Here is a 17,469-nt window from a genome sequence, read left to right as displayed (position 1 = left end):
TGTGAGCCGGGGCGTTCGCCCGCGGCGTCTTCCCGGGTCAGGTTCCCGGGGGTATGAGGGCGACGACGTCCTCGTCGTGCCAGCTCACGTGTACGCGATCTCCGCGATCCTGGTCGGCGGCGCGCGATCGGTCGTTGCGCTCCAGGACGGTCACCCGCCCACCGGCATCCAGATCGACGACGTGCCGGATGGCGCTGCCGACGTAGATCGACTCGACCACCGTGCCCGGTGCCGATCGCACGCCTTCCCCCGACCCCGGCTCGACCGAGAGCGTGAGCTTCTCCGGTCTGATCGTGTGCTCGCCCGATCGGCCGATGAGCGAACTCGATCGGTCCGGGTCGAAGAGGTTGGAGGTTCCGACGAAGTCGGCCACGAACCGGGATGCCGGCTGCTCGTAGAGCTCGCGCGGGGTTCCCAGCTGCTCGATGCGCCCGGCGTTGAACACGGCGATCCGGTCGGAGAGGGTCAGCGCCTCCTCCTGGTCATGCGTGACGAAGATGAACGTGATCCCCAGGTCGCGCTGGATCTGCTTGAGCTCGACCTGCATCTGCTCGCGCAGCTTGAGGTCGAGGGCGCCCAGCGGCTCGTCCAGCAGCAGCACTTTCGGCTGCACGACGGTGGCCCGCGCGAGCGCGACGCGCTGGCGCTGCCCGCCGGAGAGCTGCGAGGGCTTGCGGTCGGCCATGTTCTCCAGCCGCACTCCGGCGAGCGCCTGGGCTGCCCGCTCGCGGCGCTCCCTGCGACCCACGCCGCGCACCCGCAGGCCGTACGCGACGTTGTCGAGCACGCTCATGTGCGGGAAGAGCGCGTAATCCTGGAAGACGGTGTTCACGTCGCGGTCGAACGGCGCCTTGGCAGTGACATCCTGCCCGAAGAGCTCGACGGTGCCGCCCGAGGGCCGCTCGAATCCGGCGATCAGCCGCAGCACCGTGGTCTTGCCCGAGCCCGACGGGCCGAGCATCGAGAAGAATTCGCCGGGGGCGATCTCGAGATCGACGTGATCGACGGCGGTGACCGCACCGAACTCCTTGGTGAGCCCGGTCAGCCGGATCGCCGGTGGCCCGGCCTTCGCGTCATCCGTCATGACGTCCCCTTCGATGTCGGTGCTACTAAATCATATGGAACCATATGTCTAACAGTGGGTCTACGTGTTACGGTCGTGTCACGGATCGACGGGCCACGGGAGACGCGAGGGAGCGCCGCACTCATGCCGAACGCGACGGGCCATCAGGACGCCGCCAGATCCGTCGTCTTCGCCCCCCTGGACGGAACCGGCCGGGCCGAGCTCGTCGAGCAGCGCCTGACCGATGCGATCGTCAGCGGGGTGCTGCGCGACGGCGAGCGCCTCCCCAGTGAGTCCGAACTCTCGCGCAGCCTCGGCGTCGCGCTCGTCACCGCGCGCGAAGCGCTCGAGGGCATGCGCGACCGCGGCCTCGTGCGCACCCGCCGCGGACGGGACGGCGGCAGTTTCGTGACATACGACCGGGATGCCGCGGCTCGGCTGCTGGAGGCGCGCATCCGCGGTCACTCCCGCATCGAGCTGCGCGATCTGGCGCTGCACGTCTCGGCGATCTCCGGCACGGCGGCCGAGGTCGCGGCCGACCGCGCGAGCAACGACGACCTCGAGACCCTGGTCGCGATCCACGACGGCGCCGACCTGTCCACCGCCGGCGGCGCGCGCCGCGCGCTCAGCCGCTTCTGGCTCGAGGTCGCCGCCATCAGCCAGTCGCCGCGGCTCGTGCGCGAAGAAGTGCGCCTGCAGAGCGAGGCCGGCCCGCTGCTCTGGCTGTGCCTGCGCGAACAGGAGTACCGTGACCTCAGCGCCGCCTCCCGCACCCGGGTCATCGACGCCATCCGCGCCGTGGATCCCGTCACGGCGCGCGCCGCCGTCATCGCGCAGGCGACGGCGGCCCTGGACTGGCTCGTCGACGAGAAGGTGCGGCTCGAGGCGTCCGCCCACCTCGCCGGGCAAGGAGTGCCATGACCACCACCACGACGCTTTCCGCAGATCAGGTCGCCGAACGGGTCGCGACGACCTTCGACGGCCTGTTCGCGACGATCGACGACTGGCGTGACGGCCTTCAGGCTCATCTCGAAGCCGACGCGGGGCCGACCGCAGCCAGCCTGGACCCGGTCGTCGAGGCCGGCGCCGTCTCCGCGCTCGCCGCGGACGGCCTCATCACCGGCAGCGGGTTCGTCGCCGCGCCGGGGCTGCTCTCGGACGCGCACTGGCACCTGGCGTGGTGGCTCGGCGGGGATGCCGGCATCCGTCGCCTGGCCACGATCGACGATCCGTCCAATGAGCAGTTCCGCGACTACACGACGCTGGAGTGGTGGCGTTTTCCGGCGCGCACCGGCACGCGGCACCTCACCGGCCCGTACGTGGACTACGTGTGCACGGACGACTACACGGTGACGATCACGACGCCGGTCTCGGTCGGCGGCACACTGCTGGGCGTGGTCGGCATGGACGTCCTGGTCGACCGGCTCGAGCGCGAGCTGCTGCCGCTGCTACGCGCGGCGGGCGTGCCGATCGCGATCGTGAACGCGTCCGGGCGCGTGGTCACGGCCACTGATCCCCGGCGCGAGCCCGGGTCGATGCTGCGCCTGGAAGGCCTCGACGCGGCCCTCGCCCCCCTGCGTGGGCCGGTGCCCTCCGCGATGAGCGGGCGGCTGCCCGGCGGAGCCGAGGTCATCGCGTGCGGTGACACGTCGCTCGCGCTGGTGGTCGGTCCCTAGACCGTCCTGGGGAGGTCGACGCGTATGCCGATGGACGCATGCACTCCCCCGCGCCGTGCCGCGCGGTTCACCAGGACGCGCCCGAGCCAGCCGTACTTGCGACCGATCTCCTGCTGAACCCGCGCCGTTCCGGCGGCATCCAGCAGTGCGGCGGTCGCCTCGACCGCAGCTCCGGTGGGCTTCCCGCGCATGGTGCACGGCGCCACCGTCACCCGGCCCGAGCGCCGGATGCGCTTGACCTTGCCGCTCTCCCGCGGCGTCCAGATCAGCAGCGCACCGCCGTCCTCCGCCGCCCACACCGGCGTCGGCACCGCCGAGCCGTCCCGCTTGAACGTCGTCAGCAGCACGTACTTGGCGCCGGTGATCGCCGCGGCCGGGTCATCGGCCATCTCAGCGGCCGCCCGCCCCGGCATCCGTGGTCCCGACGTCGGTGCGGTGGAAGTTCTGGAACGACCGCGACGCCGTGGGTCCGCGCTGACCCTGATAGCGGTTGCCGTACGGGCCGGAGCCGTAGGGGTTCTCGGTCGGCGAGGACAGCCGGAAGAAGCAGAGCTGACCGATCTTCATGCCGGGCCACAGCTTGATGGGCAGCGTCGCGACGTTGGAGAGTTCGAGGGTCACGTGTCCCGAGAAGCCCGGATCGATGAAGCCTGCTGTGGAGTGGGTGAGCAGCCCTAGGCGGCCGAGCGAGGACTTGCCCTCCAGGCGAGCGGCGATGTCATCGGGCAGAGTGATGAGCTCGAACGTGCTGCCCAGCACGAATTCGCCGGGATGCAGGATGAACGGCTCCTCCGGAGCTGTCTCGATCAGGTGCGTCAGCTCGGGCTGGTCGAGCGCAGGGTCGATGAACGGGTACTTGTGGTTGTCGAACAGCCGGAAGTACCGGTCCAGTCGCACGTCGACGCTCGAGGGCTGCACCATCTCGGGGTCCCACGGCTCGAGGCCGATGCGGCGTGCGTCGAGTTCGGCTTTGATGTCGCGGTCGGAGAGCAGCACGCGACCAGCCTAGGGGGCGGACTCCGCCGATTCCGGCTCGTGGCCGCCGTGTGCGGCATCCGCTCGATGGTGGAGTCTGCTCTCGATGATGGCCACGATGCCGGTGAGGCTCACGGCGATCACGAGGGCCGCGAGCGGCGGCACGGCGGCCAGGAGCGGGATCGCCGCGATCAGCAGCACGGCCTCGACCGCGCGCATGATCGGGCGGCGGAGCCCCACCAGCAGGGCGAACACCAGGGTGCCCGACGCGAACATGGCGATGCCGGCGCCCAGCGCGATCGCGCCGAACCAGCCGAAGGGCTCGACGTCGTCGATGTGCTTCATGGCGTCTTCGATGCCGAGGGCTGCGACGATGATGCCCGCGATGATCACGAAGTGGGCGTACGAGTAGGCGTCGGCGCCGAGGATCGCCCGCGCCTGGCCGTCGCGCCGCGAGAGCGCGTGCTCGCCGTATGCGGCCAGGCGGGCGAAGTACGACCACCACAGCAGCACCGAGATGACCACGGATGCCGCCGAGCCGAGCATGATCTGCAGGTCGATCGGCTCGCGGGCGACGCCGACGCCGATCGCGACGATGGATTCGCCCAGCGCGAGGATGACGATCAGACCGTGGCGCTCCGCCCAGTGTTCACTCGAGGGCAGTCGCCAGCCCTGGCCGATGACGGACCCCACGCGAGTGGCCACGAGTTCGTACGCCATGGCGATCAGCCAGATCCACATCTGAGCGTCGCCGCCGATGGCCGCGCCGACGAAGATGAGGCTGACCGCCGGCACCATCGCCGCCATGAAGATCACCAGTTGGCGCCGCATCGCGGGGTCGCCGCGGGCCACGACCAGGTACAGGCCGATGTGGATCACCCGCACCGCCGCGTAGGCGCCGGCGAACACGAGCGGCCCGTTCCACCCGCCGTCGAGGTCTTCGTACGCCTCGGGGATCGTCAGCGCGGCGATGAAGACCGCGATCATCGCGAACGTCATCACGGTGCGAAGGAACGGCTGATCGGCCGAGGCCTGGTTCGAGATCCAGCTGTAGCCGACCCAGGTCCACCACATGAGCGAGAGCACGATGAGGGCCTGCAGGATGCCGGTCGCGCTGTGGCCCTCCGCCATCAGACGAGACACCTGCGTGAAGGCGAACACGTAGACGAGGTCGAAGAACAGCTCGAAGGTCGTCACGCGGGCCGCGCCCTGATCCGTGCTGGGCAGGGGGATCGGGATGCGGCGCCCACCGGTGTTCGCGGTGCTGCCCGGCTGCGGTCCGCTCACCCGGCCAGTGTAGAGCCGAGGGCGGACCGAGGGATCGGTCGGGACTGGGGATCTTGTTATGCTGGGCAGGCGTGTCCGGGGATGTAGTTCAATGGCAGAACTTCAGCTTCCCAAGCTGATAGCGCGGGTTCGATTCCCGTCATCCCCTCCAATGCCCAGCAGTGCCGACGAAGTCGGTGCGGCTGGGCATTCGTCGTGATGCCGTCCGAACCGATCACGCTCGCGGGCGGGCCCCACCGCCCCGAGGCTCCGCCCGCCGACGCAGTCGGCGAGCGGAGAGGGCGGAGGGACGATTCCCGTCATCCCCTCCAATGCCCAGCCATGCCGACGAAGTCGGTGCGGCTGGGCATTCGTGGTGATGCCGTCCGAGCCGTCTGCGCATCCCTTGATGCCGAATTCAGGCTGAGCGCCGCGGCGCACAAGCATGTTCCGCGGATTGCCGGGATCGGCGGCCCGGCTCAGCCGCTCCCAGCCTGAATTCGGCATAGCCCGGGTGGCATCACGCAGTTAGGCATCGCGCAGGTCGGCATCACGCAGTTCGGCATCGCGCAGGGCGGCAGCCCCCATTGCCCTCCCAGAGTCGGGTGCCACGATGGCCGCATGACTCGTCGGGCAGGCCTCGGGTGGATCGTGACGATCGGCGTCGCGGTCCTGGCGCTGGTGGCCGTCCTCGTGGTCGGGGCGCTCAGGGCCGGTGCCGCATCGGGCGCTGCAGAACAGTACGACGCCGAACAGCTGTGCAACGCGGCGACGATCATCGACACGGGGGCGGGCCTGGACCTCTCGGCGCGCGACCAGACCATCGCCGTGATGACCGCCATGGGCGAGTCGGACCTGCGCAGCCTCCCCTACGGCGACTGGGAGACCGACGGCGTGCGCAACCCCGATGGTTCGCCCACGACCTCGATCGGGCTGTTCCAGCAGCAGGACGAGTGGGGAAGCCGCGAGGAGCGGCTTGATCCCGGCGCCTCCGCGACGCTGTTCTACCGGGCGATGACCGATCGCGTGCCGCAGCCCGAGCGCGACGCGCTCGCCCCCACGCTCGTCGCCCACCGCACTCAGGTCAACGACGACCCGCTCCACTACGAGGAGTACTGGTCGTCTGCCGTCGGGGTCGTCGAGCAGCTGACAGCCGCCGATGAGGCCGTCCAGCCCTGCAACTGACCGGGCTTCCCCCTCAGGTCACCATGAAGGGCTCGTGCCGGTAGCCGTCCGGGTCCAGGACGGCCACGGTCGACTCGGGAACCTCCACGAACGTGCCCGGCAGGTCGTTCAGCGGCTCCGAGACCACCACCTGCGCATCGTCGCCGAAGAGAGCCAGGCGCGCGGCATCCGGGTACAGCTTTCGGATCGTGGGGACATCGACCGAGTGGAACAGCGTGCGCGATCGACCCTGGGTCGAATAGCGGAACGCCCACAGGGTCGCGCCGTCCGACACGGCGATCGTCCCCTGCATCGGGAACCTCACGTCGTGCGCGCGTCCCGTGGACTCGACCAGCTTCACGGTTTCGGTCATCGCCGAGATCGGGTCTTCGCGCAGCCCGAAGGTCAGGGCGAGATGGAACAGCACCTCCGAGTCGGTGGTCCCTCGCACATGGGGGTAGAGCGCCGGGTCGATCGCGAAGGTGAGGTCGCGCTTGACCTCGGCGAAGTCGCCGAGGAACCCGTTGTGCATGAACAGCCACCGCTCGTACCGGAACGGATGGCAGTTCGTCTGCTGGATCGGGGGGCCGCCCGCCGCCCGCACGTGACCGAAGAACAGCGGACTGCGCACCGCCTGCGTGATCTCGCGCAGGTTCTGGTCGTGCCACGCCGGCTCGATGCTGTGGAACGTGGCCGGGATGCCGCCCTCTGCGGCATCCGCGGGGTACCAGCCGAACCCGAACCCGTCGCCGTTGACGGTCTCGGCGCCCAGCGGCGAATTGAGGGACTGCGCGACGAGCGAGTGCTGCGCGTCGAGGATGAGGACGGAGGGCTGCAGCGGTTCCCCCCGGTAGGCGAGCCAACGGCACATGATGCGTCTCCTCTCCGCGCGACGGCACGGAACGCGCCGGCGCTTCGAGGCAAGGTTAGGCCCGCGCCCGGCCGCGCTGGGGCTCGAACGTCCACTCCGGCCGACAGGAGCCTTGTCGCCGCGCCCCGTGAACTGCCACCATCGTCCTCACACCCTTGCTGCAGGAGCCCGCTGTGATCACCCCCGCCGAGTTGACCGCCATTCCGCTGCTCGCCGACCTCACCGACGATCAGCTGGCATTCGTGGCCCGCTCGGTCGAGGACATCTCACTGATGCCGGGCGAGTACGTGGCGCGCGAGGGCGACGAGCGCGCACTGTTCCTCGTCGTGGACGGGGTGATGGAGCTGCGCAAGGACGTCAACGGGATCGAGCGGCGCGTCGGCAAGCGCCGCCCCGGCGAGATGTACGGCGAAGTGCCGGTGATGCTCAGCACGAACCTCCCCGCAAGTTTCGGCGCGATCGAGGCATCGCGCGTGGTGAAGATGGAGGTCGCGGGCTTCTTCGCACTGGCGGCGATGGCGCCTCAGGTCGCGACGATGGTCGGGGCCTCGGCGCAGCGGCGGATCGAGAGTCTGAAGGAACTCGCCGCCGAGACGTCGAAACCCGATATGACCGTCGTCGGACCCTCGGTGGATCCGGCCGTTCACCAGCTCACCACGTTCCTGAATCGCAATCGGGTCGCCTTCGACACGATCGACACGACGGATGCCGCGCATGCCGCACACCGGGAGCACCACGACGCGCTGCCGGTGGTCGTCCTCGCCGACGGCACGGTCCTCGTCCAGCCGACGGTGCGCGAGATCGCGTACGCAGCCCGCCTGCAGGTCACGCCGAAGCGCGACGACTACGACGTCATCATCATCGGCGGCGGCCCGACGGGTCTGACCGCCGCCGTCAACGGCGCCGCCGAAGGGCTTCGCACGCTTGTCGTGGAGCGGTTCGCCCCCGGCGGTCAGGCCGGCACCTCCACGCGCATCGAGAACTACACCGGATTCCCGTTCGGCGTCTCCGGCGATGAACTCGCGGCCAAGGCGATGCGCCAGGCCACCCGGCTGGGCGCGGAGATCATCGTCACCCGTGCGATCGAAGGCGTCGATCCGCAGGCGCGCACCGTCACTCTGGACGGCGGCACGGTGCTGCAGACGAAGGTCGTGCTGCTCACCTCGGGGGTGGAGTGGCGGCACGTCGCGATCCCCGACATCGCCCGTTTCATCGGCAGCGGCGTCTACTACGGTGCGGCGCGAAGCGATTCGGGGATCGCCCATGGCAAGGACGTCTTCATCATCGGTGCGGGCAACTCCGCCGGGCAGGCTGCGATCTTCTTCTCGCGCCGCTCGAGGTCGGTGACCCTCATCGTGCGCGGTGAGTCGCTGGCCGCGAGCATGTCGCAGTACCTCATCGACCAGCTCGCGACGAACCCGAACGTGACGATCGAGACCCGCTCGGAGGTGGTGGCACTGCACGGCGCCGAGAAGCTCGAAGCCATCGACGTGGTCGACCGGCGCACCGGGGCGGTGACCACTCGTCAGTCCGAAGTCCTGTTCGTGATGATCGGGGCGGATGCCGAGACCTCCTGGCTTCCGGACGACGTGGCGCGCGACGCGAACGGTTTCGTGCTGACCGGCCCGCAGGCGGCGGCCAGCGGAGCATGGAACCGCCCCCGCGAGCCGTTCGCGCTCGAGACCACCGCTCCCGGCATCTTCGCCGCCGGCGACGTGCGCTCCGGCTCGGTCAAGCGCGTGGCCGCCGGCGTGGGCGAGGGCGGCATGGCGATCGCCTTCGTGCACCAGTATCTGGCGCTGCCCGCGGGCCCGGCGGCCTGAGAAAGAGCTTCAGGCGAGCGGCGCCGACCGGGCCGCCTTGTTCGATGCCCGTACGGCCCCGATGCTGGCGGTGATCACCAGGGCGATCCCCACCACCTCGAGCCAGACGAGGTCCTGTCCGAGCAGGAGCCATCCGGCCAGGGCGGCGGTGGCCGGCGAGAGGCTCATCAGGATCGCGAAGGCGGCGGCGGGCAGCCTGCGCAGCGCGACCAGCTCGAGCGCGTAGGGGATCGTCGAGGACAGCACCGCGACCGCCGCGCCGAGGGCGAGCAGTTCCGGCCTGAGCAGTGCGGATCCGGCCGAGAGGATGCCGAAGGGCAGCGCGATGAGCGCACCGACGGTCATCGCCAGCGCGAGCCCGTCGAGTCCGGGGAACTCGCGACCGACCCGGGCGGAGGCGAGGATGTAGAACGCCCAGCTCGCGGCGGCACCCAGTGCGAACAGCACGCCGATCGGGTCCAGACTGTCCCAGCCGCCGCCCGCGAGAGCCACCACTCCGGCCAGCGCGAGCAGGGCCCAGAGCCACGCGGAAACGCGTCTGCTCGCGACGATCGAGAGCACGAGAGGACCGAGGACCTCGATCGTGACGGTCACGCCGAGCGGCAGGCGTTCGAGCGCCAGGTAGAACAGGCCGTTCATGGTCGCCAGCACCAGACCGAAACCGGCGACAGCGCCCCACGCGTCCCGCGAGTGACCGCGCAGCACCGGGCGGGCGATCAGCATCAGCAGCACCGCCGAGAAGAGGAGCCGCAGCATCACCATGCCGAGCGGCCCGACCTGCGGGAACAGCAGAACCGCGAGTGCCGCGCCGACCTCCTGGCAGGCGAGCCCGACGACGACGAGCAGGATCGCGGGCGTGGTGCCCGCCCGCGTGGGTGCCACGTCGGGTCAGCTTCGCGTGGCCAGGTGGCGCGCGGTCACGGCGGACACCCTCACGGCCGCCGCATCACGCGGGCGGGGCGGCGCAGATCGTGGAAGCGGTGATGAGGTCGTGGTACTGCTGCGCGGTCCAGGGCAGGCCCGCCTCGGGAGTGGTCTCGCCCGCACCGGCGGGGGCCTTGGAGGCGATGGCAGCCAGTTCGAGCGCGAGCTGCTCGGCGAAGTACGGGCCGCCCCCGGAGTTGTTGAGCACGACCGCGACCGTCAGGCCGGATGCGCGATCGGAGAACGCCGCGGTCGCATACCCGGGCACCGCACCGAACTGGCCGATGAGCGACCCGGGACGCACCGTGCCGCCGCCCACGAGGTACCACGAGGGCGCGTTCGGCATCTGCACCGGGTTCTTGAACCGGTCGGATCCCTTCGGGTCCAGGGCACCGGCCGCGAGGGCCTGCGTGTACCGCCCGAGGTCGCGGATGTTCGACACCACCCCCGAATCCGTGTACCCGCTGCTGGCCGACAGCGAGGTCAGATCCAGCGGCTCGGCGCAGTTCATCGCTCCGGCGGCATCGCGCAGCGAATGGTGTCCCGTGAGCACGGGCTCGGTCGTCGACGGCTCCGCCGCGGCATCGGTCGGCAGCGACGTCGCGGTCAGGTCGAGCGGATCGACGACGTAGTCCTGCAGCAGCTCGGCGGCACTGCGGCCGGTGGCACGCTCCAGGGCGACCCCCAGCAGCACGTACCCGGCATCGGAATCGCGATAAGCCGCGCCCGGCTCGCCCTGCCGTGGCTGGCCGAGGCCGTAGCTGGCGAGCTCGCGGGGGTTCCAGACGCGCGTGGGATTGGACAGGAACAGACCCGAGAGCTGCGTGCTGTACGAGCCGATGCCCGAGGTGCTGTCGCACAGCTCGGCGAGCGTGACGTCGGCGAGGTCCGGGAAGCCCGAGACCCACGTGGTCACCGGGTCGTTCACGCGGACCATGCCCTCGTCGGCGACCTTGTAGAGCAGGTCGCACGTCATCGCGCGGCTGACCTGCGCGACGCGGAACTCCATGTCATCGGTCACCGGCTCGTCGCCGCCGGGCGACTCGACACCCATGCCCGTGACGAGCGTTCCGCTCCAGGGAGCCCAGACCCCGACGATGGCCCCCGATGCTCCGGCCGCCGTCATGGCGTGGGTGACGGCATCCTGCAGTTGCGTCGCCGTCGCCTCCGGGAAGGCGGCATCCACCTGCGTGGGGACGTCGATCTTCACCGTCTCATCGGCCGCGCATCCGGCCAGTGCCAGCGAGAACGCGGTGATCGAGGCGAGCGCGAGCGCGACACGCCGTCGTGTTGGTCCAGCCCGCATTCTTCACCCCCCGATGCCTGCATTGAATTCAAACACACGCATGCCGTGGTCCCGGCATGGGCTCGGGTGGTGTAAGGGATGACTCAGGATGCCGCGGCTCGAACCGCGGCCATGAATCGCTGCACGTCCGGATCCACCCGGATGTCGCTGGGGCGGAGCGGCCGGGAGAGGTACAGGCCGTCGAGCGAGGTGAGACGCGACAGGGCGACATACGTCTGACCCGGGGCGAAGGCACCGGAACCCAGATCGACGATGGCCCGGTCGTACGTCTTCCCCTGACTCTTGTGGATCGTGACGGCCCACGCCAGCCGCAGCGGGAACTGCGTGAACTCCGCGACGATCTCGCGCGTGAGTGACTTGGAACCGGGATCGTACGCGTAGCGGAACCTCTCCCACACGGCCGGCTCCACATCGAACTGCTCGCCATCGACCTCGACCCGCACGGTCCCGCCGGCGATGCGCACGACCGTGCCGATGGTGCCGTTCACCCAGCGCGGCGGCTCGCCGAACGAGCCGGTGTCGTTGCGCAGGAACATGACCTGGGCGCCGACCTTGAGCTTGAGGTCGACATCGGCCGGGTAGGACGCCTCGCCGCGGCCGAAGTCGCCGCTGATCTCCGCGGATGCGGTCTGCTCACGGCCGACGAGCTCGGTCAGGTGGCGGCGGTTGATGCTGTTGACGATGTCGTTGCGGGTCGCCAGCGTGATGATCGGGTGCTCGCCGTCCGCCGGATCGGGGGGCGTCCGCGCCCCCGTGTCGTTGAGGATCTGCGCGATGTCGGCGGTGACGCGACCGTACCGGACGGCGTTGAGCATCGCCTTGAATGCGGGATCGGCCTGGCGGTGGATGTCGATGAGCTCGCGGATGTGCAGGTCCGCGCCGTACGCGCCGATGTCCATGATCCCGTCACCGTCGACGCTGCCGACCCAGACCTTCGCGTCGAAGAACCAGAACGAGCGGTAGTGATCGCCGATGTAGCGGGCTTCGTCACCGCGCGGGGGAACCGGGGCCAGCTGGTACGGGTCGCCGAACATCACGATCTGCACGCCGCCGAACGGCTCGGCCCGCCGCCCCCGCGCCTGGCGCAGCGACCGGTCGATCGCGTCCATCAGGTCGGCGTTGACCATCGAGATCTCGTCGATCACGAGCGTGTCGATCGCGTTCAGGATCTTGCGGGTCGCGTCGGTCTGGTCGATCTGGCTGCCGGCGATGAGCCCGATCGGCAGCCGGAACAGCGAGTGGATCGTCTGCCCCTCGACGTTCAGCGCCGCCACGCCCGTCGGCGCGCACACCGCGATCTGCTTCGCGGTGTTCCACGCCAGGTGCTGCAGGAGCGTGGACTTGCCCGTTCCTGCCCGACCCGTGACGAAGACGTGCTCGCGGGTGTCCTCGATCAGTCGGAACAGCGCCTCCTGCTCGGCGGAGAGCGGAGGTGTGTTCACCGGTTCATGGTAACCAGCGCGGGCCGTGGCGGTCGGCGGCTCTCCACACGCGCGTGGCGTCCGATGACGGCATCCGGGATCTCCCAGTTCCGACTTCCTAGACTGAGAGCGTGGATGCGGGGACGAAGGACGCAGCGACGGCCGACCGCGCCGCCGCCGGGCAGGAGCCCGAGCCTCCGGCATCCCCGCGTCGTCCTCGGCTGGCACGGGAGATGACCCTGCTCGCCGTGATCGGCGTGCTGCTGCTCGCCGCGATCGGCACCGGCGCGGCGGCGCTCTACCGGGAGTTCTACAGTCCGGCCGCGTTCGTCGAGCGCTATCTCGGGCTGCTCGCACAGGGCCGCGCCGCCGATGCACTGGCCGTCTCGGGCGTCGCCGTGGACTCGGCGGAACTCGAAGCGGCGGGACTGCCCGCCTCCGCCTCCGACGCCCTGCTGCGGCGGGCAGCATTGGCGACGCTGACCGACATCGAGGTGGGTCCCGAGCAGATCGCCGAAGACGGGACCATCCGGATCACGGCGACGTATCACGCGGGCGCCTTCCCCGGCTCGACGACCTTCGAAGTGCAGCGCGACGGATGGCTCGGCGTCGCCCCGACGTGGCGGTTCGTGCGCAGTCCGCTCGCCCTGATGGATGTCTCGGTCAAGGGATCCATGATCTTCGAGGTCAACGGCTTCGAGCTCGACAAGCGGCAGGTCTCCCCCGATGGCGTGGATGCCGATCCCCTCGCGCCGGTGGCCCTGCTGGTGTTCTCACCGGGCATCTACTCCGTCTCGGTCGACACCAAGGTCTCGGCGACGCGCGGTGTCGCCGTGCTCTCCGACAGCCCCTTGGCGAACGTCCCGGTCGACCTGCAGGCGTTCGCGACGCCGGCGTTCGTGAAGGTCGTGCAGGAGCGGGTCGAGCAGTTCCTCACCTCGTGCGCGACGCAGGAGGTGCTGCAGCCGACGGCCTGTCCGTTCGGCTTCGTCGTTCAGGATCGCATCGTCTCCCCGCCGACGTGGGCGATCGTCTCGCAGCCCAAGATCTCCGTGGTCCCCGACGGCGCGGGCTGGGGCATCCCCGCGACCGAAGCGGTCGCGCACATCGAGGTCGAGATCCGCTCCCTCTTCGACGGTTCGGTCCGCCAGGTCTCCGAGGATGTGCCCTTCATCATGAGCGGCTCGATCGCGGTGCTGCCCGACGGCTCCGCCTCGATCACGGTCAGCGGCTCGGACCAGCGCTAACCCCGGCCGCTCGGGGTCAACCGCGGGCGTCGCGGGCTGCGAGCTCCGCCAGCTGGGCGTTGTACGCCTCGAGTTCGGCGTCACCCGTACGGTCTGCGTGGCGGTCGGCCCGCTTCTGGGCGCGGTCATCGCTACGGGACCACTGGATCGCCACGGTGATGGCGAGGATCAGGGTCGGAAGCTCGCCGATCGACCACGCCACCCCGCCGCCGATGTACTGGTCTTCGAGGGGGGTGGGACCCCACGTGCGGCCCATCGCACCGAACCACTCCGCGACCATGAGGCCGGACTGGCTCATGATCGCGATGCCGAAGAAGGCGTGGATCGCCATCACGGCGATCAGCAGCACCAGCCTCCCGGCGTACGGCAGGCGGTAGGGAACGGGATCGATGCCGATGAGGGTGAGCACGAACAGGTAGCCGGTGATCAGGAAGTGGGCCGTCATCCACTCGTGCCCGAGGTGGTCGTACAGCGACCAGCGGAACAGGTCGGTGAAGTAGAACACCCAGAGCGATCCGACGAAAAGCCCCGCGGCGACGAACGGGTTGGTCAGCACGCGCGAGACCGGCGAGTGCACGGCCCAGAGGATCCACTCCCGCCCGCCCCGGGTGCCGTCCGTGCGCTTGTGGATCGCGCGCGCCGCGAGCGTCACCGGCGCTCCGGCCACCAGCAGGAGCGGAATCGCCATCGTCAGGAGCATGTGCCCCATCATGTGGATGCTGAACAGGAAGTCCTGGTACGCGTTGACGGGCCCGCACGTCACCCAGAAGAGCAGCACGAGTCCGGCGACCCACAGCACGGTGCGGTACAGCGGCCAGGCGTCGCCCCGGCGACGCAGCCGCAGGACGCCGGCGAGGTACAGGAAGATTCCGAACCCGGCGGCGAACGCCCAGAGCAGGTCGAGGTTGTACGAGGTGAACCAGCGCTCGAGAGTCAGTTCGGGCGGCAGCGCGGCTCCGGTCAGGTACTCCGCGGGCGTGCGCACTTCGGGCAGGTTCGAGGTCGTGGGCGGGGCCGTGCGGGCCAGCGCGGCAGCCGCACCGCTCGCGACTCCCATGAAGGCCAGCTCGAGCGCCACCAGACCCCAGAAGCGGCGGGATGCGGCATCCTCGGTCATCCGCCCGATCAGGCGTCGGCGGTACCACGCGCCCAGAACGCCCAGGGCGATGAGCGCGCCGACTTTGACCAGCAGGATCACGCCGTACGGGGAGGCTAGGTTCTCCCATGCGCCGACGCCGATCGACGCTCGCACCGTGCCCGAGATCGCGACGACCACGAACGCGGCGAGCGCGATGCTGGAGTACCGCGACAGCGCGGTGCCGAGGGCGCGGCGCTCGAGCAGCGGTCGGACCGTCACCATGAGCAGCAGACCGCCCAGCCACACGGCGGCGGCGATGATGTGCAGCACGAGCGCCATGACGGCCGCATCGTGGTTCGCCTCTTCGCCCGAGTGACCCTGGGTCCCCATCGGCACGAGAGCGGCGATCGCGAGGATCGCGACGAACAGGGTCGCCGTCCACGAGCGCACCGCGAACGCGAGGATCGTGATCGTCGCTCCCGCGATCGCGGTGAGCAGCCACGTGCGGCCGCCCTCGGTCTCGACGAGGTAGCGGCCGAGCTGGGACCCGAACTCCGGCCCCAGACCGACGGCGGCGTTGAAGGTGTTGACGAACGTGAAGAAGCCGGTCGCCGCGGCGGCGACGGTGAACAGCGCCGCGCAGATCGAGGCCATGTCCAGCGCGGCGTCGAACTCGCGCTCGCCGGCCGTGAGCGTGAACAGCGCCGCGACGAGCGCCCCCACCATTCCGGCCGCCGTGAGGTTGACCATGAGCGTCGCCGTCGGCAGGGCCCAGCGCACGACGGGGCCCGGGTCGCCGATGGCGAACGGTGCCGCTCCCCCTCCGACGATGAGTCCCCAGATGAGCGTCGCGAGCGCGACGGCCACCAGGATCACCGGGCCGGCGGCCCGCAGCGCGCGGGAGTTCACCGCTCAAGCCTAGGCGGGCATGCAGAAGGGGGACGCCGCAGTCGCGGCATCCCCCTTCTGAAGATCTGCTACTTGACGGCTGCCTTGAGCTTCGAGCCCGCGGTGACCTTGACGCGCTGGCCGGCCGGGATCTTGATCTCGGCACCGGTCTGGGGGTTGCGCCCGGTACGGGCCGAGGTCTCGACGCGCTCGAACGAGATCCAACCGGGGATGGACACCTTGCTGCCCTTGGCGACCGCGTCGGACACGGTGGAGAAGAGGGAGTCGAGAACGCCCGAGACGGCGGACTGGCTCTGGCCGGTGGCGCTCGCGATGCTCGCAACGAGTTCGGTCTTGGTGATGGACTTGTCAGCCATGTGGTTGTCCTCCAAGGCGACTCATTCGTCGCCTTTCATTGCTCGGACCGGAAGGCACATCGCCCCCGGCTGGTCGGATCGACCGCCCCCGAATATACCCACGTTCCGCGGAATTCCGCGGATTTGGGCCCCCCTTGACGTAATCCGTCGGCGTGTCTCAGGTGCTGCTGGGGCTGGTGTGACTGATGTGACGCAAGAGTCCGATGCGATGCGAAAAGCCCGCAGATCCGAGGATCTGCGGGCTTCGCGGTGGTGCGGTGCTTACCAGCTGGACTTCGTGACGCCGGGCAGCTCGCCGCGGTGCGCCATGTCACGGAAGCGGACACGCGAGATGCCGAACTTCGTGAGGACTCCGCGGGGACGGCCGTCGATGACGTCGCGCGAACGCACGCGGACGGGCGATGCGTTCTTGGGAAGCTTCTGCAGACCGACGCGAGCGGCTTCGCGCTGCTCGTCGGTGCTCGTCGGGTCGACGAGGGCCTTCTTCAGTTCGGCGCGCTTGGTCGCCCAGCGGTCGACGACCACTTTGCGCTGCTCGTTGCGCGCGATCTTGCTCTTCTTCGCCATGAATCAGCGCTCCTCTCGGAATTCGACGTGCTTGCGGATGACCGGGTCGTACTTCTTCAGCACGATGCGGTCGGGGTTGTTGCGGCGGTTCTTGCGCGTCACGTAGGTGTACCCCGTGCCCGCGGTCGAACGCAGCTTGATGATCGGACGGACGTCCTGAGCCTTCTTGGCCATTAGAGCTTGACACCCCTTGCCTGCATGTCACGGACGACGGCCTCGATGCCCCGGGCGTCGATGACCTTGATGCCCTTGGCCGAGACGTTGAGCCGGATGTTGCGGCCCAGCGACGGAACGAAATAGGTCTTCTTCTGCACGTTCGGGTCGAAGCGGCGCTTCGTCCGGCGGTGCGAGTGCGAAATGCTGTGACCGAAGCCGGGAACTGCTCCGGTCACCTGGCACACTGCTGCCATGGTTTACTCCTCCTGAATACCGTGGAACCGGACGGTTCCACCCAAGATCCCTTGTCTGCACCCAGGAAGAAGCGGGCCTTTTCAGACCTGGATCCTCAGGTGGGTACGAACTGCGTGCTGGAGTGCGCGCAGACAAAGAGTCAGTTTAGCACGGCGGCCTCCGGCTCGAAGACGCCCGGCGACGATCCGGGATGCCGTCCTCCCCGCATCCGTCACCGCGGGCTCTTCCCCCCGTTCCGCGGAAATATGCCGATAAGCGCATCGGGAGGGTGGGACGATGTTCTCCTCGCACCCTCAGGGGGAACTATGGCAGATTCACCTGACGACATCCGGGCCTGGCCGACCTCGCCTGATGATCTCGCCGACAATCACAAGTGTCCAGGCTGCTTCACGGTCGTGAGCGCATCAGAGTG

18 protein-coding genes and 1 tRNA gene are annotated in these 17,469 nt (G+C 69.5%); 6 read left to right on the top strand and 13 right to left on the bottom strand.

The annotated features are described in order from the left end of the window. Positions 1 to 37: 37 nt before the first annotated feature. The gene (locus tag RWQ91_RS05575) at positions 38 to 1,084 is read right to left on the bottom strand and encodes an ABC transporter ATP-binding protein (protein WP_314503384.1); all 1,047 of its coding nucleotides are present in this window, start codon (positions 1,082 to 1,084) and stop codon (positions 38 to 40) included. A 123-nt stretch (positions 1,085 to 1,207) separates the two neighbouring features. On the opposite strand from RWQ91_RS05575, the gene RWQ91_RS05570 reads away from it, so the two are divergent. Both RWQ91_RS05570 and RWQ91_RS05565 read left to right on the top strand, forming a co-directional pair. Beyond that, the gene (locus RWQ91_RS05570) at positions 1,208 to 1,984 is read left to right on the top strand and encodes a GntR family transcriptional regulator (RefSeq protein WP_314503381.1); all 777 of its coding nucleotides are present in this window, start codon (positions 1,208 to 1,210) and stop codon (positions 1,982 to 1,984) included. Next, positions 1,981 to 2,739, top strand: a complete 759-nt coding sequence (locus tag RWQ91_RS05565; protein ID WP_314503379.1) for a cache domain-containing protein — start codon at positions 1,981 to 1,983, stop codon at positions 2,737 to 2,739. The genes RWQ91_RS05570 and RWQ91_RS05565 overlap by 4 nt, the downstream gene beginning before the upstream one ends. Here the strand turns inward: RWQ91_RS05565 and RWQ91_RS05560 are convergent. Genes RWQ91_RS05560 through RWQ91_RS05550 form a run of 3 tightly spaced genes read right to left on the bottom strand, consistent with a single transcriptional unit; the run spans position 2,736 to position 5,001 of the window. Beyond that, positions 2,736 to 3,128 carry a PPOX class F420-dependent oxidoreductase gene (locus RWQ91_RS05560; protein WP_314503376.1) on the bottom strand — a complete coding sequence of 131 codons (393 nt, stop codon included), beginning with the start codon at positions 3,126 to 3,128 and terminating at the stop codon, positions 2,736 to 2,738. The genes RWQ91_RS05565 and RWQ91_RS05560 overlap by 4 nt on opposite strands. A 1-nt stretch (position 3,129) precedes the next feature. Next, positions 3,130 to 3,735 carry a dCTP deaminase gene (gene dcd, locus RWQ91_RS05555; RefSeq protein WP_314503373.1) on the bottom strand — a complete coding sequence of 202 codons (606 nt, stop codon included), beginning with the start codon at positions 3,733 to 3,735 and terminating at the stop codon, positions 3,130 to 3,132. 9 nt (positions 3,736 to 3,744) lie between these two features. Further along, the gene (locus RWQ91_RS05550; protein ID WP_314503370.1) at positions 3,745 to 5,001 is read right to left on the bottom strand and encodes a low temperature requirement protein A; all 1,257 of its coding nucleotides are present in this window, start codon (positions 4,999 to 5,001) and stop codon (positions 3,745 to 3,747) included. 77 nt (positions 5,002 to 5,078) lie between these two features. On the opposite strand from RWQ91_RS05550, the gene RWQ91_RS05545 reads away from it, so the two are divergent. Both RWQ91_RS05545 and RWQ91_RS05540 read left to right on the top strand, forming a co-directional pair. Further along, positions 5,079 to 5,152 (top strand) — tRNA-Gly (locus RWQ91_RS05545). Between the two features lie 449 nt (positions 5,153 to 5,601). Further along, positions 5,602 to 6,165, top strand: coding sequence for a peptidase M23 (locus tag RWQ91_RS05540; RefSeq protein ID WP_314503369.1), 564 nt, complete (start codon positions 5,602 to 5,604; stop codon positions 6,163 to 6,165). Between the two features lie 13 nt (positions 6,166 to 6,178). Here RWQ91_RS05540 and RWQ91_RS05535 read toward each other — a convergent pair whose 3' ends face one another. Further along, a complete protein-coding gene (locus RWQ91_RS05535) occupies positions 6,179 to 7,015 on the bottom strand; it encodes a class II glutamine amidotransferase (RefSeq protein WP_314503367.1) in 837 nt (278 codons plus the stop codon). 173 nt (positions 7,016 to 7,188) lie between these two features. Here RWQ91_RS05535 and RWQ91_RS05530 point away from each other — a divergent pair, with 173 nt between their 5' ends. After that, positions 7,189 to 8,838 carry an FAD-dependent oxidoreductase gene (locus RWQ91_RS05530; RefSeq protein ID WP_314503365.1) on the top strand — a complete coding sequence of 550 codons (1,650 nt, stop codon included), beginning with the start codon at positions 7,189 to 7,191 and terminating at the stop codon, positions 8,836 to 8,838. A 9-nt stretch (positions 8,839 to 8,847) separates the two neighbouring features. Here RWQ91_RS05530 and RWQ91_RS05525 read toward each other — a convergent pair whose 3' ends face one another. From RWQ91_RS05525 to RWQ91_RS05515, 3 genes are all read right to left on the bottom strand, one after another. After that, positions 8,848 to 9,720 (bottom strand): EamA family transporter, encoded by an 873-nt coding sequence (locus tag RWQ91_RS05525; RefSeq protein ID WP_314503362.1) that lies wholly within the window; start codon positions 9,718 to 9,720, stop codon positions 8,848 to 8,850. A 64-nt stretch (positions 9,721 to 9,784) separates the two neighbouring features. After that, a complete protein-coding gene (locus RWQ91_RS05520; protein ID WP_314503358.1) occupies positions 9,785 to 11,068 on the bottom strand; it encodes a serine hydrolase domain-containing protein in 1,284 nt (427 codons plus the stop codon). Positions 11,069 to 11,151: 83 nt separating this feature from the next. Beyond that, positions 11,152 to 12,510 (bottom strand): AAA family ATPase, encoded by a 1,359-nt coding sequence (locus tag RWQ91_RS05515; RefSeq protein WP_314503355.1) that lies wholly within the window; start codon positions 12,508 to 12,510, stop codon positions 11,152 to 11,154. Between the two features lie 110 nt (positions 12,511 to 12,620). Between RWQ91_RS05515 and RWQ91_RS05510 the strand changes: the two genes are divergently transcribed. After that, positions 12,621 to 13,736, top strand: a complete 1,116-nt coding sequence (locus tag RWQ91_RS05510) for a hypothetical protein (protein ID WP_314503352.1) — start codon at positions 12,621 to 12,623, stop codon at positions 13,734 to 13,736. Positions 13,737 to 13,752: 16 nt separating this feature from the next. Here the strand turns inward: RWQ91_RS05510 and RWQ91_RS05505 are convergent, their stop codons facing one another. The 5 genes from RWQ91_RS05505 to rpmB all read right to left on the bottom strand — a co-directional run bounded on the left by RWQ91_RS05505 (position 13,753) and on the right by rpmB (position 17,056). Beyond that, a complete protein-coding gene (locus RWQ91_RS05505) occupies positions 13,753 to 15,723 on the bottom strand; it encodes a cytochrome c oxidase assembly protein (RefSeq protein WP_314503350.1) in 1,971 nt (656 codons plus the stop codon). A 68-nt stretch (positions 15,724 to 15,791) separates the two neighbouring features. Next, positions 15,792 to 16,079: an HU family DNA-binding protein gene (locus RWQ91_RS05500; protein WP_055961628.1), complete on the bottom strand. Its 288-nt coding sequence runs from the start codon at positions 16,077 to 16,079 to the stop codon at positions 15,792 to 15,794. 261 nt (positions 16,080 to 16,340) lie between these two features. After that, positions 16,341 to 16,646: a 30S ribosomal protein S14 gene (rpsN, locus tag RWQ91_RS05495; RefSeq protein WP_314503345.1), complete on the bottom strand. Its 306-nt coding sequence runs from the start codon at positions 16,644 to 16,646 to the stop codon at positions 16,341 to 16,343. Positions 16,647 to 16,649: 3 nt separating this feature from the next. Beyond that, entirely contained in the window at positions 16,650 to 16,820 is a 171-nt protein-coding gene (gene rpmG, locus RWQ91_RS05490; RefSeq protein WP_005051772.1) for a 50S ribosomal protein L33, read from the bottom strand. Then, entirely contained in the window at positions 16,820 to 17,056 is a 237-nt protein-coding gene (rpmB, locus tag RWQ91_RS05485) for a 50S ribosomal protein L28 (RefSeq protein ID WP_314503322.1), read from the bottom strand. Before rpmB ends, rpmG begins: the two co-directional genes overlap by 1 nt. Between the last annotated feature and the right edge of the window lie 413 nt (positions 17,057 to 17,469).

This window comes from uncultured Microbacterium sp. (assembly GCF_963524805.1).
Classification (GTDB): Bacteria; Actinomycetota; Actinomycetes; order Actinomycetales; family Microbacteriaceae; genus Microbacterium.
The sequence above is the reverse complement of the archived record's forward strand: the minus strand, read 5'-3'. Positions and strand labels throughout refer to the sequence as shown.